The sequence below is a fragment of the Variovorax sp. V118 genome, from assembly GCF_041154445.1.
Lineage (GTDB): Bacteria > Pseudomonadota > Gammaproteobacteria > Burkholderiales > Burkholderiaceae_C > Variovorax > Variovorax boronicumulans.
This window is the reverse complement of record NZ_AP028663.1, coordinates 1406463-1420841: the sequence shown is the minus strand read 5'-3', so window position 1 is coordinate 1420841 and position 14379 is coordinate 1406463. Positions and strand designations below refer to the sequence as shown.

The 14379-nt window shown below is 64.1% G+C and carries 14 protein-coding genes and 1 tRNA gene; 1 reads left to right on the top strand and 14 read right to left on the bottom strand.

Annotated features, from left to right (window positions below; genetic code table 11):
* Positions 1–4: 4 nt before the first annotated feature.
* The 14 genes from ACAM52_RS06525 to ACAM52_RS06460 form a co-directional block, all read right to left on the bottom strand.
* Positions 5–1822 carry a DUF927 domain-containing protein gene (locus ACAM52_RS06525; RefSeq protein ID WP_369629423.1) on the bottom strand — a complete coding sequence of 606 codons (1818 nt, stop codon included), beginning with the start codon at positions 1820–1822 and terminating at the stop codon, positions 5–7.
* Complete coding sequence (locus ACAM52_RS06520; protein ID WP_369629424.1) at positions 1819–2169, bottom strand: helix-turn-helix transcriptional regulator; 351 nt, start codon at positions 2167–2169, stop codon at positions 1819–1821. The genes ACAM52_RS06525 and ACAM52_RS06520 overlap by 4 nt, the downstream gene beginning before the upstream one ends.
* A gap of 138 nt (positions 2170–2307) precedes the next feature.
* Positions 2308–3492, bottom strand: a complete 1185-nt coding sequence (locus ACAM52_RS06515) for a DUF6499 domain-containing protein (protein ID WP_369629425.1) — start codon at positions 3490–3492, stop codon at positions 2308–2310.
* A gap of 308 nt (positions 3493–3800) precedes the next feature.
* Positions 3801–3877, bottom strand: a tRNA-Pro gene (locus ACAM52_RS06510).
* A gap of 26 nt (positions 3878–3903) precedes the next feature.
* Positions 3904–4362 carry a MerR family transcriptional regulator gene (locus ACAM52_RS06505; RefSeq protein WP_095746000.1) on the bottom strand — a complete coding sequence of 153 codons (459 nt, stop codon included), beginning with the start codon at positions 4360–4362 and terminating at the stop codon, positions 3904–3906.
* 64 nt (positions 4363–4426) lie between these two features.
* Entirely contained in the window at positions 4427–4801 is a 375-nt protein-coding gene (locus tag ACAM52_RS06500; RefSeq protein WP_095747662.1) for an integration host factor subunit alpha, read from the bottom strand.
* A 2-nt stretch (positions 4802–4803) separates the two neighbouring features.
* Positions 4804–7245 (bottom strand): phenylalanine--tRNA ligase subunit beta, encoded by a 2442-nt coding sequence (gene pheT, locus ACAM52_RS06495; RefSeq protein WP_369646479.1) that lies wholly within the window; start codon positions 7243–7245, stop codon positions 4804–4806.
* Positions 7246–7290: 45 nt separating this feature from the next.
* Positions 7291–8367, bottom strand: a complete 1077-nt coding sequence (gene pheS, locus ACAM52_RS06490) for a phenylalanine--tRNA ligase subunit alpha (RefSeq protein WP_056579739.1) — start codon at positions 8365–8367, stop codon at positions 7291–7293.
* Positions 8368–8479: 112 nt separating this feature from the next.
* Complete coding sequence (gene rplT / locus ACAM52_RS06485) at positions 8480–8839, bottom strand: 50S ribosomal protein L20 (protein WP_007832499.1); 360 nt, start codon at positions 8837–8839, stop codon at positions 8480–8482.
* 24 nt (positions 8840–8863) lie between these two features.
* The gene (rpmI, locus tag ACAM52_RS06480) at positions 8864–9067 is read right to left on the bottom strand and encodes a 50S ribosomal protein L35 (RefSeq protein ID WP_007832497.1); all 204 of its coding nucleotides are present in this window, start codon (positions 9065–9067) and stop codon (positions 8864–8866) included.
* A 153-nt stretch (positions 9068–9220) separates the two neighbouring features.
* Positions 9221–9844: a translation initiation factor IF-3 gene (gene infC, locus ACAM52_RS06475; protein ID WP_082818065.1), complete on the bottom strand. Its 624-nt coding sequence runs from the start codon at positions 9842–9844 to the stop codon at positions 9221–9223.
* Positions 9845–9945: 101 nt separating this feature from the next.
* Positions 9946–11853 carry a threonine--tRNA ligase gene (thrS, locus tag ACAM52_RS06470; protein ID WP_369646478.1) on the bottom strand — a complete coding sequence of 636 codons (1908 nt, stop codon included), beginning with the start codon at positions 11851–11853 and terminating at the stop codon, positions 9946–9948.
* 216 nt (positions 11854–12069) lie between these two features.
* Positions 12070–12867, bottom strand: a complete 798-nt coding sequence (locus tag ACAM52_RS06465; RefSeq protein WP_369646477.1) for a thioesterase family protein — start codon at positions 12865–12867, stop codon at positions 12070–12072.
* 17 nt (positions 12868–12884) lie between these two features.
* Positions 12885–13199 carry a putative quinol monooxygenase gene (locus ACAM52_RS06460; protein ID WP_307589124.1) on the bottom strand — a complete coding sequence of 105 codons (315 nt, stop codon included), beginning with the start codon at positions 13197–13199 and terminating at the stop codon, positions 12885–12887.
* 121 nt (positions 13200–13320) lie between these two features.
* Here ACAM52_RS06460 and ACAM52_RS06455 point away from each other — a divergent pair, with 121 nt between their 5' ends.
* A complete protein-coding gene (locus ACAM52_RS06455) occupies positions 13321–14289 on the top strand; it encodes a GlxA family transcriptional regulator (RefSeq protein WP_369646476.1) in 969 nt (322 codons plus the stop codon).
* Positions 14290–14379 lie beyond the last annotated feature (90 nt).

The window sequence follows — 14379 nt, the reverse complement described above, 5'->3', positions numbered from 1 at the left end:
AGGATCAGTCCGCGAGGATCGCGCGTCGGATCACGTAGAACGAGCGGTTGACGCCATCCCCGCCCGGCATGTGCACCTGCACCTTCGGACTGCTGCGCGGCCCCCTCTGGAGCAAGCCGCGATCGGTCAACGCGGACACGACGAGGTTCATGTCGACGCCCTTGCAGACGGTCTGCTCGAAGAAAGCGGGCAGCACCAGAAAGCACGCCTCAGTCTCGCCACGGAACGTGTGCTCGTAGCCGCCGAGCGTGCCCGCATGGTCGGCTCCATGCTCCGCCAGCGGCGGGAACTGATTGCCACGCTGCGACTGGAAGTACAGGCGCAACTGGCGCATGACGTCCTCCTGCTTGGCAGGGCGCTCGCGCATGTATTCGCGGTGCCAGAGCTTGAACACGTGAGCGAGCGACTTGGCAATGTTGTCATTTTTCCACGGCACCGCCTTGGCTTCGGTGGCCATCAAGCCCGCATAGAAATAGAGCGCGAAGTCTTTGAGCACCCGATGTGCGACAGGGTCTTGCTCCAAGTCCAAGCCTTTGGATAGCTCGGCTTCCAGAACGCCGATCTCGCCCGCGAAGTCCTCCGGAAGCGAACGAACCTGCTCGATCATGTACGGCAAGAAACGCGAGGCGAAGGCTCCGGCGCTGGCATGGGAAAGCTGCTCGACGGCAGCGGATTTCTCGGCGCCGTTCGCGAACTTACCGAGTTCAGTCCAAACGCCATACCGCTCTTCGACCGGCACGGACACCAATCGGGCGTACTGGCCGCCCTTCACATCGCGGCCAGACTTCCGGATCAGCGACAAAGGCGTTTCCTCACCACCGGAGAGGACGACATTGACATTGCGGAATGTCGCGGCCAAGCCGCCCGATGCGGTCCCGCGCAGCTTGCTGCTGTCGTTGGTCAAGTCATATGCCAGTTCCGAGAAGGCGGCGCCGGTGCTTTGGCTGACCTCGTCGATCGGGCAAACGCGATCTTGATAGTTGCGTACAGCCGCGTTTACGCCGTTCTTTGTCGACTGCCACGTCAAGGTCGTGGCCGGGCCATACAGTGATGCGGCGAAGCGCAGCAGCTTCGATTTGCCCAAACTGGACTTGCCGACCAGGAACACCAAGCTCGCGCCCAAACGCAACGGTCTCAGCAGCATCGATGCGACCGAAGCGCACAGCGTGAACACCGCCAGATGGTCGCGCGCGACGATGCGCAACAACTGATCGAGCGCAACGCCATTACCCGATGCACTTGGCTCAGCGAGACCATCGCGGCGGCACAAGCTGAATGACGCGTTCTTGGGATGAACGATGCGCTCGCCCAACGCGTAGACCGCAAACGGCTCCACGCCATCGGGGTTCGGAATGATGTGCCACCCGTCGCCGGCCACGATCACGAACTTCTTCGTTGACCCCATGACGTCTAGGTACTGGAGGATGGCATCCCCGTGCCCAGCGGCATTCAAGGTCGGCATGCTCAGACCCAGTGCGCTCAGGTACGCATAGGTCTTGAGGGGCGACATCAGCTTGTCGACCGGAATGGTTGCGCGCTTACGCTGGCGCAGCGCATCGACGATCTCGACACGGATACCGGCGTTGCGGCCCTCGGCGTCGATGCTGACCCCAAGGGGACGCAAGTGTCCGCAGATGTATTGCTGCTTGCCATTTCGGAGCCGCGCGTACACGCCGGGGTTCGGGCCAGTCGTCACTAAGGTGAAAGGCGACTCCGAGCTTTGAACTGTTGCTGCTGCATTCAGCGCCTCAACGCTGACGGCTACAGACTTGGCCGCGCGCTTGCCGATCGAGCGTTTGGTGGGCTTGGTCTTGGCGCTCATGCTCGCCGCGCCTCCGCCTTGCCTGCCAGCGCTTGGTCGCGGGCAGCGATGCTTGCTGAGATGATCGACTGGATTTCGTGCGATGGCCATACGGTCACCCGAGGCGATAGCTTGACGCCGGGCGGATAACGGCCTTCCCGTATGCCATTCCACCATGCGGATTTTCCCACTGGTATTACTTTGAGCACCTGCGGCAGCCGAAGCAACGCGTGCTGCTCAAGGAAACTTGGGACTGGCCGCATCTCGGTTTCGCAGCCCGTTTTGCAGCTGCCTTGCAGGCCAGCTGCTTCTTTCGCACCCACCGCACTCAATGGCAGGTCACTCACATTTTTATTTCGCGCTTTCATCTCGTCCTTTCAGAGCTTTCTGGGATTGCCAGTGGCCACTGACGGACTAAGTTTCGTATCCGGGAACGCCTAAATTTGAGTCGAAAATTGTGCTGGCGCTGGCGTCACTAAACGCCGATGCACACGTCGCCGTAGCTACTACATGTTGAGAAAGGCAAGGCCAAGGTAGCCCCAGTCGCGCAAGTTCAGAGCACGCTCAGCCTGCTTTCTGATGTCACCAGTTGCTTTCGACGACGCTGTGATTTCTTCACCATAGGCATCCACCCATGAGTACGTGGTGAGAATCTTTCCGCGCTCCAATCTCGAATGAGATTTCTTCTTCACCCCTTTGAAAAGCACTGCAATCTCCGCGTAGTCGGCTCCATCAGCTAGTAAGTCCAAGATATCGAGGTAGGCCGCATACTTGCCGCCGCGGTCTATGCGGTCGGGAAATTTCAAACATAGCCCCTCTTGTTCAAGCTCTGCCCTGTACTTGGCGAGGCTTTCGGTGAAAGCCTCCATTTGCGGAGCAAGCGGACGATTCAGGTCAATTCGTAGCAACACATCCGTTGACCGATTGACCTGCATCGATGGGATGGGATTCGCACTTCTGAATTTTTTCCCACTCGTGCCATCCGCTCCTGAGAACGAGTACCGAGGCGTTTTCGCGCGCGAATTTTTCCGAAGTGGGGGCTCGAAGAAAAGACTCCCACCGTCCTCATATTGCTCAGGATCGATCGACTCATCTTCGCCGTCGTAGGCGTACGGGGAAAGGCCATCACCGTCATCACCCGCATTCAGCTCGGTCGGCTCGAAGTCAAGATCATCATCGAACGAATCAGCCCCTTCGAGCAGCTCTTCGCTTGATTCATTTGCAATCGCCTCGGCCTCGTCAACTGATGTCCATGGATGGAAATATCTGACCTCCTCAAGACGGAGGAGCCCAAGTTTTCGAAGTCCCTCCGGAGGTAGGGGGGACACGTTCGGGTCGATCCAGTCGGCAAGGGCGTAAGTTTCCAGGTCGAATCTGGAGTGCAAAGAAACCCAAGGCGCAGGCTCCCAATGCCTTGCTCTCTCGATGAACTCCTGCAGCGTTTCCCCGCGACGTCTTGGGCTATACGGAAATGTGAAGCTGAACCACTTGATCGACAGGTGGGCAACGTTTCGTAGTGCTTCGAAGCCATTTTCCTTCACGGCTTCGAGGCCCGTCCTATCAGACGCTGAAAGCGCCTGCAGCTCAGCGTAGGCGGCCCGATACTTCGGATTGCGGCGCAAAAACTCCCACGCCCACTCCTTTGCACTGAGCTGCTGGTGTGTAGGCCTAACCTTCTTCTCGTACGGCATGATTCATTTGGCGACAGGGTCGCTGCCATTGTGAATCGAGAAGGAGTCGTTCTCGAAACTCTAGATGGGCAGGCTTACACGCCAAGCAGTTCGGCGCCGTCGCTACGCCGTTGCGAGACTCAGTTGAGGGCGCGTGCCCTCGGCGCCTTTTTTTGAGGGGCACCGCTGGTGGTGATGATGGCAATAGTCCAAGAAGCACCTCACATGTCCGCTAGATGCGGCGAGCTTGTTTACCCCTTTGTTTACCCCTTGGCCCAGAAACGAAAAAGCCGGTTAGCGTACGCTAACCGGCTATCCGTTACTGTCATTGGTCGGTGTGAAAGGATTCGAACCTTCGACCCCTTGCACCCCATGCAAGTGCGCTACCAGGCTGCGCCACACACCGAAGCTCTCGATTATAGCGGGCTAAATTCAGTGTCCGACAGTCAGAAGCTCACGAATTTCAAAGAGTTCGCGGCGAAGGTGCAACAACTGCGACAGATCGACGGTCTGCGCGGCCGCCGCGGGCCCCGGTTCCTCGTGCACGGCGGCGTCGAATTCTTCCTGGCCGATCTCGATGGCCTCGAGGCCTTCGAGCGGCACTTCGCCCGCCTTGCGACGGTCGCGCTCGCCCTGCGTGAGTTCCTGCAGCTTGTTGCGCGCACCGCTGATGGTGAAGCCCTGGTCGTAGAGCAGGTCGCGGATGCGGCGGATCATCAGCACTTCGTGGTGCTGGTAGTAGCGGCGGTTGCCGCGCCGCTTCATCGGGCGCAGCTGCGTGAACTCCTGCTCCCAATAGCGCAGCACGTGCGGCTTCACGCCGCAGAGCTCGCCGACCTCACCGATGGTGAAGTAGCGTTTGACGGGAATCGGCGGGAGCGTTTTCTCCATTGAAATCAAGACTGTGCGCGGGAAACCTCATAGATTACTCTACGCGGCGGCACAGCACCAAGCACTATTCCGCGCCCAGGCTCCACTCGACTTCGGAAGTGCCGCCCTGCGGCTCGACGCTGCCCTGGATCTGCTCCTTGAGCTTGGCGCTCGCATGGAAGGTGGCCACGCGGCGCTCGCCGATCGGAATGGCTTCGCCGGTGCGCGGGTTGCGCCCGGGACGCGGCGCCTTCACGCGGATCTGGAAGTTGCCGAAGCCCGAAATCTTCACGTCCGTGCCTTCGATCAGGCTGCTGGCCACGAGCTCGAAGAACGCCTCGACCATGTCCTTCGACTCACGCTTGTTCAGGCCGATCTGCTCGAACAGCAGGTCGGCCAGATGCGCCTTGGTGAGCGCCGGCGTTTCGAGGGCTTCGAGCGTGAATTCGGCGGCGTTCATCTTCATCCTCTCAAGCGGCCGCCCAGGGTGGCGCCCAGTTGTTCGACGATTGCACGGACAGCGGGTTCGACCTGCTCGTCCGTCAGCGTGGCGGCATCGCTCTGGAAGGTCAGGCGCACGGCCATGCTCTTCTCGCCCGGTGCCAGCGCACCTGGCGCCGCCACGGCGCCTTCGCGCAGGGGCTGCGGACGGTAGATGTCGAACAGCGTCGCATCGCGCAACAGGCCCGAGGCGGACGCGCCCGCGCGGATGGCCTGCATCAGCGCGTCGTGCGACACCGCTTCGGCCACGACCACCGCGATGTCGCGTTCGACGGCCTGGTGCTTGGGCACCGACTGCGCTACGGGCACGGGCCGCGCCGTGACGGCGTCGAGGTCGAGTTCGAACAGCACGGGCGCCTGGGTGAAGTCCCACTTCTGGCGCCAGCGCGGATGCAGCTCGCCGATGAAGCCGATGGCCTGGCCGTCGAGCAGCACGCGGGCCGAACGGCCGGGGTGCAGCGCGGGGTGCTCGGCCGCTTCGAAGGTCGGCACGCGCGGCGCGAGCAGCGCTTCGACATCACCCTTGACGTCGTAGAAGTCGACGCGCTGCGGCTTGCCGTCCCAGCGCGACGCCTCGGCATCGCCCCAGGCCAGGCCCGCCACGCGCATGGGCTGGTTCACGCCGCGCACGGTGCTGTCGGTGGTGACGACGCTGTCGTCGCGCAGGAACACGCGGCCCAGTTCGAACACGCGCACGCGCGGTGCCTTGCGGTCGAGGTTGAACTTGAGCACCTGCAGCAGCGAGCCGAGCAGCGACGAGCGCATCACGCTCATCTGGCTGGCGATGGGGTTCAGCAGCTTGACCGGGTTGGCGTTGCCCGCCAGGTCCTGCTCCCAGTGCGCTTCGACAAAGCTGAAGTTGATGGTTTCCTGGTAACCCAGCGCTGCAACGCTGCGACGCACCGCGAAGCGGCTGCGCTGCGCCTCGGGCCGCACGCGGGCCGTGATGGGCGCGAGCGGCGCGGTGGTCGGCAGGTTGTTGAAGCCGATCAGGCGCGCCACTTCTTCGATGAGGTCTTCCTCGATCAGCAGGTCGAAACGGTGCGGCGGCGGCGTGACGGTCAGCGTGCCTTCGCCTTCGGTGATTTCGAAACCGAGGCGGTGGAGTGCGTCGGCGCATTGCGCCTGCGTCAGCGGCATGCCGATGACGCGCGCGGCGCGGGCCACGCGCAGCGTGACGGGCGCGGCTTCGGGCAGGCGCAAGGTCTGGTCGTCCATCTTGCCGGCTTCGCCGCCGCAGATCTCGACGACCAGTTGCGTGATGCGCTCGATGATCTGCACGGTGCGGCTCGGATCGACGCCGCGCTCGTAGCGATGGCCGGCGTCGGTCGAGAAGTTGAAGCGACGCGAACGGCCCTGCACGGCCTCGGGCCACCAGAACGCGGCCTCGACGTAGATGTTGCGCGTGTCGTCGGTCACCGAGGTGGCGTCGCCGCCCATGATGCCGGCGAGCGATTCGACTTCGCGGTCGTCGGCGATCACGCCGACCTTCTCGTCGACGGTGATCGTCGTGCCGTTGAGCAGCTTGAGCTGTTCGCCCGCCTTGCCCCAGCGCACCGTCAGGCCGCCGTGGATCTTGTCGAGGTCGAAGATGTGGCTGGGCTGGCCATACTCGAACATCACGTAGTTCGAGATGTCGACCAGCGGCGTCACGCTGCGCTGGCCGCAGCGCGCGAGGCGCTCGACCATCCACGCGGGCGTCGCGACCTTGGTGTTCACGCCGCGCACGATGCGGCCCGAGAAGCGGCCGCACAGGTCGGGTGCCTCGACCTTGACGGGCAGCACATCGGAGAACGACGTGGCCACGGGTGCAATGGCCGGCGTCTTCAGCGGTGCGCCGGTGAGTGCGGCGAGTTCGCGCGCCACGCCGTACACGCTGAGGCCGTGCGCCAGGTTCGGCGTGAGCTTGAGCGTGAGCAGCGCGTCATCGAGCTTGAGCACGTCGCGCACGTCGGCGCCGATGGGGGCGTCGGCGTCGAGTTCGAGCAGGCCGCCGTGGTCTTCGCTCAGCTTCAGTTCGCGCGCCGAGCACAGCATGCCCTGGCTCTCGACGCCGCGCAGCTTGCCCAGCTTGATGAGGAAGGGCTTGCCGTCTTCACCCGGGGGCAGTTCGGCGCCGACGAGGGCGCACGGCACCTTGATGCCGACGCGCGCATTGGGCGCGCCGCACACGATGTTCAGCAAGGCGCCCTGCCCCACGTCGACCTGGCACACACGCAGGCGATCGGCATTCGGGTGCTGCTCGGCTTCCTTGATTTCGCCGACCACGATGCGCGTGAAAGGCGGCGCCACCGGACGGCGCTCTTCGACCTCGAAACCGCCCATGGTGAGCGTTTCGGCCAGTGCGGCGCTGTCGAGGGGCGGGTTGCAGAACTCGCGCAGCCAGGATTCCGGGAATTGCATCTCTTCGATCTCGATCTGGTTTTTCTATCTGTGGAAAGGACGTGCTTACTGGAACTGCGAGAGAAAACGCAGGTCGCCGTCGAAGAACAGGCGCAGGTCGTTCACGCCGTAGCGCAGCATGGTGAGCCGGTCGGGGCCCATGCCGAAGGCAAAGCCGATGTAGCGCTCAGGGTCGAGGCCCATGTTGCGCACCACGTTCGGGTGCACCTGGCCCGAGCCGGCGACTTCGAGCCAGCGGCCGGCCAGCGGGCCGCTCGCGAACTGGATGTCGATCTCGGCGCTCGGCTCGGTGAACGGGAAGAAGCTCGGGCGGAAGCGCAGCACGAGGTCGTCGCGCTCGAAGAAGGTGCGGCAGAAGTCGGTGAAGACGACCTTCAGGTCCTTGAAGCTGACGTTCTCGCCGAGCCACAGGCCTTCGCACTGGTGGAACATGGGCGAGTGCGTGGCGTCGCTGTCGACGCGGTAGGTGCGGCCGGGCGCGATCACGCGGATCTCGGGCGCCTTCACGGTGCCGGTGGTGTCGGCGGCAGCGGCGGCGAATTCGGCCGCGTACTTCTTGGTGTGCTGGTGGGCGTAGCGCACCTGCATCGGGCTGGTGTGCGGGCGCAGGTTGTAGGGAATGCCGTCGTCGCCCTTGAGGTCGACGTAGAAGGTGTCCTGCATCGAACGCGCCGGGTGGTTCGGCGGGTTGTTGAGCGAGGTGAAGCTGTGCCAGTCGCTCTCTATCTCGGGGCCGTCGGCCACGTCGAAGCCCATGCTCGAGAAGATCTCCTCGATGCGCTCCAGCGTGCGGCTCACGGGGTGCAGTCCGCCGCCGGCGCGGTGGCGGCCGGGCAGGCTCACGTCGAGCGCTTCGGCGCGCAGCTGCAGCGAGAGTTCTTCGTCGGCGAGTTGCTGGCGGCGGTCGGTCAGTGCGGCCTCGATGGCCTGCTTGCCGACGTTGATCGCGGCGCCGCGGGACTTCTTCTCTTCGACACTCAGCGCGGCCATGCCCTTCATCAGCTCAGTGATGCGGCCCGACTTGCCAAGGAACTGGGCCTTGGCGTTTTCGAGCTCTGCGGGCGTTTTCGCTTCGGCGAAGGCGGCGCGTGCGGTGTCGACCAGGGAGTCCAACTCGTTCATAGCAACAAAAATCTTCGAGGGGAAATAAAAAAGAGCTGGAGCCTTTTCAAGCGCCAGCCCTTGAGCCGTGGGCGCAAGAAGCCGTCCGGAGACGGCAACCTGCTGTGCAAAATCAAGCAGCCAGCTTGGCCTTGACCTGCTCCACGATGCCGGCAAAAGCGGCCTTGTCGTGCACGGCGATGTCCGCAAGCATCTTGCGGTCGATCTCGATACCGGCCTTGCGGATGCCGTTGGCGAACTGGCTGTAGGTCAGGCCCAGTTCACGCGAGGCGGCGTTGATACGCGCGATCCACAGCTGACGGAACACGCGCTTCTTGGTACGGCGGTCACGGTAGGCATATTGCCCAGCCTTCATCACCGCCTGTTTGGCGACGCGGAAGACATTACCGCGGCGACCGCGAAAACCCTTGGCGAGTGCGAGAACTTTTTTGTGGCGGGCGCGAGCCGTTACACCACGTTTGACGCGAGGCATGTGTGTACTCCTTGTTCGTCTGAGTTAAATGCCACGACCGGGCAGCATGGCGGCGACAGAAACCATGTTGGTCTCATGCACTGCGACTGCACCACGCAGGTGACGCTTGTTCTTGGTGGTCTTCTTCGTCAAGATGTGACGCTTGAAGGCTTGACCGCGCTTGACGGTGCCACCGGGACGAACGCGGAAACGTTTTTTCGCGCTGCTCTTGGTCTTCATTTTGGGCATGTAAATGCTCCTTTAGTTTGTGCTCGTGAGGCGCCGCGGATACTCCACGGACTTGTTGGCCCCGAGACACTTCTTTATCTCGCCCCCGCCTGCACTTCTTTCGAAATGCGGGCCAGGGCGAAATCCCTTCAAAACCCGTCTACTGCAAATGCCTCAGGCGGTTGCCGTGGGCGCTGCTGCCGGCGCAGCATCTGCTGCCGGCTTCGGCGCCGCGCCGCCAACCTTCTTGCGACCCGGAGCGATCATCATGATCATCTGACGGCCTTCCAGCTTCGGGAACTGCTCGACCATGATCGTGTCGCCCAGCTCGTCGCGAATGCGCTGTAAGAGTGCCAGACCGAGCTCCTGGTGCGTGATCTCGCGGCCGCGGAAGCGCAGCGTGATCTTGCATTTGTCGCCCTCTTCAAGAAAGCGCCTGATGTTGCGCATCTTGATGTTGTAGTCGCCATCGTCGGTACCGGGCCGGAACTTGATTTCCTTGACCTCGATGACCTTCTGCTTCGACTTCGCCTCGGCTGCCTTCTTCTGCTCGTGGTACTTGAACTTTCCGTACTCGATCAGGCGGCACACGGGCGGATTAGCCGCAGCAACGACCTCCACCAGATCCACGTCAGCCTCACCCGCAAGGCGCAAGGCTTCGGAAAGGCTCATGACACCCAATGGCTCGTTTTCCGGGCCGACTAGGCGGACTTCCGGGGCCATGATTTCCCGGTTCAGGCGGTGTTGGCGTTCCTCGCGGTGGCGGCGGTCGCGAAATGCAGTAGCGATGGTCAGAATCCTTCAAAGTTTGCTACAAAATCTGTAGCGATCGCCGCTCAGTCTTCGCGGACAGGCGGCACGATGTGGCAGAGAAACATATGGGGTGTTTCAGAGACAAATCAACGCTTGTCAGCAACGTCCTGGACGAGCCGTTGCGTGAACGATTCGAGGGACATTGCACCGAGGTCTTGATTGCCCCGGGCGCGCACTGCGACGGCACCTGCTTCCTTTTCCTTGTCACCCACGACGAGGATGTAAGGGAGCTTTTGCAACGAATGCTTCCGTATTTTATACGTAATCTTTTCGTTGTGCAGATCCAGCTGAACTCTAAGCCCTTGATTTTGCAGCGTTTTCGCAACTTGCGCCGCGTAGTCGGCCTGTCCTTCGCTGATATTGAGCACCGCCACCTGCACCGGAGCGAGCCATGCGGGCATGGCGCCGGAGTGGTGTTCAATGAGCATGCCGATGAAGCGCTCGAGGCTGCCGACGATGGCGCGGTGCAGCATCACCGGGTGGGCGCGACCGCTCGATTCCGTGACGTACTCGCCGCCCAGGCGCTCGGCCGTGTTGAAGTCGACCTGCATCGTGCCGCACTGCCAGTGGCGGCCGATGGCGTCGCGCAGCGTGTACTCGATCTTCGGGCCGTAGAAGGCGCCGTCGCCGGGCGAGATGACGAAGTCCACGCCCGAGCGGCGCAGCGATTCCATCACCGCGTGCTCGGCCTTGTCCCACAGTTCGTCGGAGCCCACGCGGTTCTCGGGCCGCGTCGCGACCTTGTAGAGGATGTCCGTGAAGCCGAAGTCGGCATAGACCTTCTGCAGCTGCGCCGTGTAGGCGATGCATTCGTCGAGGATCTGGTCTTCCGTGCAGAAGATGTGGCCGTCGTCCTGCGTGAAGCCGCGCACGCGCATGATCCCGTGCAGCGCGCCGCTGGGTTCGTTGCGGTGGCACTGGCCGAATTCGCCGTAGCGCAGCGGCAGGTCGCGGTAGCTGCGCAGGTCGCTCTTGAAGATCAGCACGTGGCCCGGGCAGTTCATCGGCTTGAGCGCGTACTCGCGCTTCTCCGACTCCGTCGTGAACATGTTGTCACGGTAGTTCTGCCAGTGGCCCGTCTTCTCCCACAGGCTCTTGTCCAGGATCTGCGGGCCCTTCACTTCCCAATAGCCCGTGTCGCGGTAGATGCCGCGCATGTACTGCTCGACCTGCTGCCAGACCGCCCAGCCCTTCGGGTGCCAGAACACCACGCCCGGCGCCACTTCATCGATGTGGAACAGGTCGAGTTCCTTGCCCAGCTTGCGGTGGTCGCGCTTCTCGGCTTCCTCGATGCGCTGGATGTACTGGTCCAGCTGCTTCTTGTCGGCCCAGGCCGTGCCGTAGATGCGCTGCAGCTGCTCGTTCTTGGCATCGCCGCGCCAGTAGGCGCCGGCCAGCTTCGTGAGCTTGAACACCTTCAGGAAACGCGTGTTCGGCACGTGCGGGCCGCGGCACATGTCGACGTATTCCTGGTGGTAGTACAGGCCCATGGCCTGCTCGTCGGGCATGTCTTCGACCAGGCGCAGCTTGTAGTCCTCGCCGCGCGACTTGAAGACCTCGATGACTTCCGCACGCGGCGTCATCTTCTTGATCACGTCGTAGTCCTGCGCGATCAGCTCGCGCATGCGCGCCTCGATGGCGGCCATGTCCTCGGGCGTGAACGGGCGCTCGAACGAGATGTCGTAGTAGAAGCCTTCGTCGATCACCGGCCCGATGACCATCTTGGCCGTCGGGTACAGCTGCTTCACCGCATGGCCGACCAGGTGGGCCGTCGAGTGGCGGATGACCTCCAGGCCCTCGTCGTCCTTGGGCGTGATGATCTGCAGCCTGGCGTCGCGGTCGATGACGTCGCTGGCATCGACGAGCTTGCCGTCGATCTTGCCGGCCACCGTCATCTTGGCGAGGCCGGGACCGATGGACTGGGCCACTTCGGCCACCGAAACCGGGCCGGGGAACTCGCGGCGCGAGTTGTCGGGGAGCGTGATCTGGATCATGTGAAAACCTCGGGGAGAAAAACAAAAAAGCGCGGTGGATGCCGCGCTTTGCTTGGTTGGTGCGCTGGAAAAACCAGCGAGCGCGGGGCTACCGGCCCTTTCCTTCGAAGAAGAAAAAGCCGCTGAATCCTTGCGGGGTAGTTCGCGGTGTCATAACCAAGGTGCCTTTCTCGCTCTTGTTGAGTGCAGAGTGGGCGATTCTAGCCGCTGCCCGCTTCAGCCGCGCGCCTCGAACAGGAGGCTGGAAACGCACTGCCCGACCGGCCCGTCGCGGTCGTGCAGCTGCCCGACGGCATAGCCCGTGCCCATCGGGCCCGCAAGCGTGAGGGCATCGACCAGCACCCAGTCGCCGCGCGGCGCCCGCCGCAGGTTGATCGTCAGGTCGGCATTGACGAAGCCCAGCCGCGCCGGATGGGCCCATTGCGAGATGCCCGCCACGAGATCGGCCGCCGAGGCCACCTGGGCCAGAGGCGATGCGGCCTCGGCGTCGACCAGCGGCCGGCCCAGGCGCAACCATGCCGCAGCCGGGCCGGGCTCGAGGATCTGCCCGCGCGCCATGCGCACGTCCACGCCGGCGAAGAACGGGCTCATGCGAGATGCCGCCACGGGAATGAGCACGCCCTCTTCCGGCGGTGCGAATGTCGCGGCGGCGAAGGCGTCGGCGGCCGGCAGCGCGGGCGTCTGCCCGCTGCGCAGCAGCAAGGCGGTACACCGCAACACCGACTTGCCGTCCTGGACCATGTCGAACGCCACCGTGCGCGCCTTGGCGCCGTCGCGCAGCAGGGTGAATTCGAGCGTGATCGGCGCCCGGCTCGCAGGGCGCCAGAAATCGAAGCTCAACCGCGCCACCTCGCGGCCGCGGCTTGCCTCGTGCGCCTGGAGCGCGCGCACGAGCAAGGCGGCGGTCGCGCTGCCCTGCAGAGCATCGGCGGACCACGGGCCGATGGCCGCCTCGGTGGGCACGAAGCGTTCGCCGTCGCTGACGAACACCGGGTCGCCGACGGGCGTCGTCATGGGCTGCGCCTGCACGCTCACGACGCCGCGGCCGCCACGTTCTTGAGGCCCAGCACCTCGATCGGCTCGATCGAGGGTGGTCCGGCGAACAGCTCGGGCGCCTGCGCCATCAGGGCCTGGGCGATCGGGCCGCTCAGGTGCGCCTGGCGACCGGCTTCGTCCTCGAACGCATCGAACACGCCGAAGGTGCTGGGCGACAGCCGCAGCGCAAACCAGATCGGCGTGGTCTTTTCCTCGCGCGCCATGGCCAGGCCGGCCTCGAGGAATTGCTGGACGGCGGCTTCCTTGCCGGGCTTGGCCTCGAGGCGGGCGAACAGTGCGAACTTGATCATGGGACATCTCCTGGGGTGGACAACAACGGCGCACGGGATTGCGCGGCGCTGGCATGGACTCTAGGCAAGCCCCGCCCTCTGGGCCATTGGCTTTTTTGACATCTTTGGTATCGTTATTGCCATGAAACTCGATGTCCTCGCCCTCGACGGCGTGTTCGACTCCGGCCTGGCCACGGTGCTCGATGTCTTCACCACCGCGAACGAACTCGCCGCCATGCTGCAACTCGACGTGGCGCCTTTCGACGTCACCATCGTGGGCACCCGCAAGCGCGTGCGCACCGCCCAGGGTTTCACCGTGCCGGTGACGCACACGCTGGCCGACACCGGCGCCGCCACCGACTGGCTCATCGTCCCGGCGCTCGGCTGCAAGATGCCCGAGACGCTGGAGCCCGCCCTGCAACGCGCCGACGTCCGCGATGCCTGCGCGGCACTGCGCGCGCGTGCCGAAGACGGCGGCTGCATCGCCGCCGCGTGCATCGGCACCTTCGTGCTGGCGGAAGCCGGCGTGCTCGCGGGCCACAAGGCGACCACCACCTGGTGGCTGGCCACCCTCTTCCGGCAGCGCTACCCGGCGGTGCTGCTCGACGATTCGCGCATGCTGGTCAGCTCGGGGGCGCTCGTCACGGCGGGCGCGGCGCTGAGCCACGTCGACATGGCGCTGTGGCTGGTGCGCCAGGCCAGCCCCGAACTCGCGGCGCTGGTCGCGCGCTACCTCATCGTGGACTCGCGCCCCTCGCAGTCGGCCTACGTGATCTCCGACCACCTCTCGCATGCCGACCCGCTGGTGGAGCGCTTCGAGCGCTGGGCGCGCGGGCGGCTGGCCGAGGGTTTCTCGCTCGACGAAGCTGCGCAGGCCGCGGGCACCAGCAAGCGCACGCTGGCCAGGCGCATGCAGCAGGTGCTGGGCAAGAGCCCGCTGTCGTACGTACAGGACCTGCGCGTCGAACGCGCCGTGCACCTGCTCAAGACCAGCAACAAGAGCCTCGAGCAGATCGCGGGCATGGTCGGCTACGCAGACGGCGTCACCTTGCGCACGCTGCTGCGCCAGCGGCTGGGGCGCGGCGTGCGCCAGGTGCGGCTCGAAGCCTGAGCCTCGCCCGTCGAGCGCCCACGAAAAAGCCCGGCACGGGGCCGGGCTTGGGGGCGACAGCGCAACGCGCCGTCACTCAGCGATCAGCGA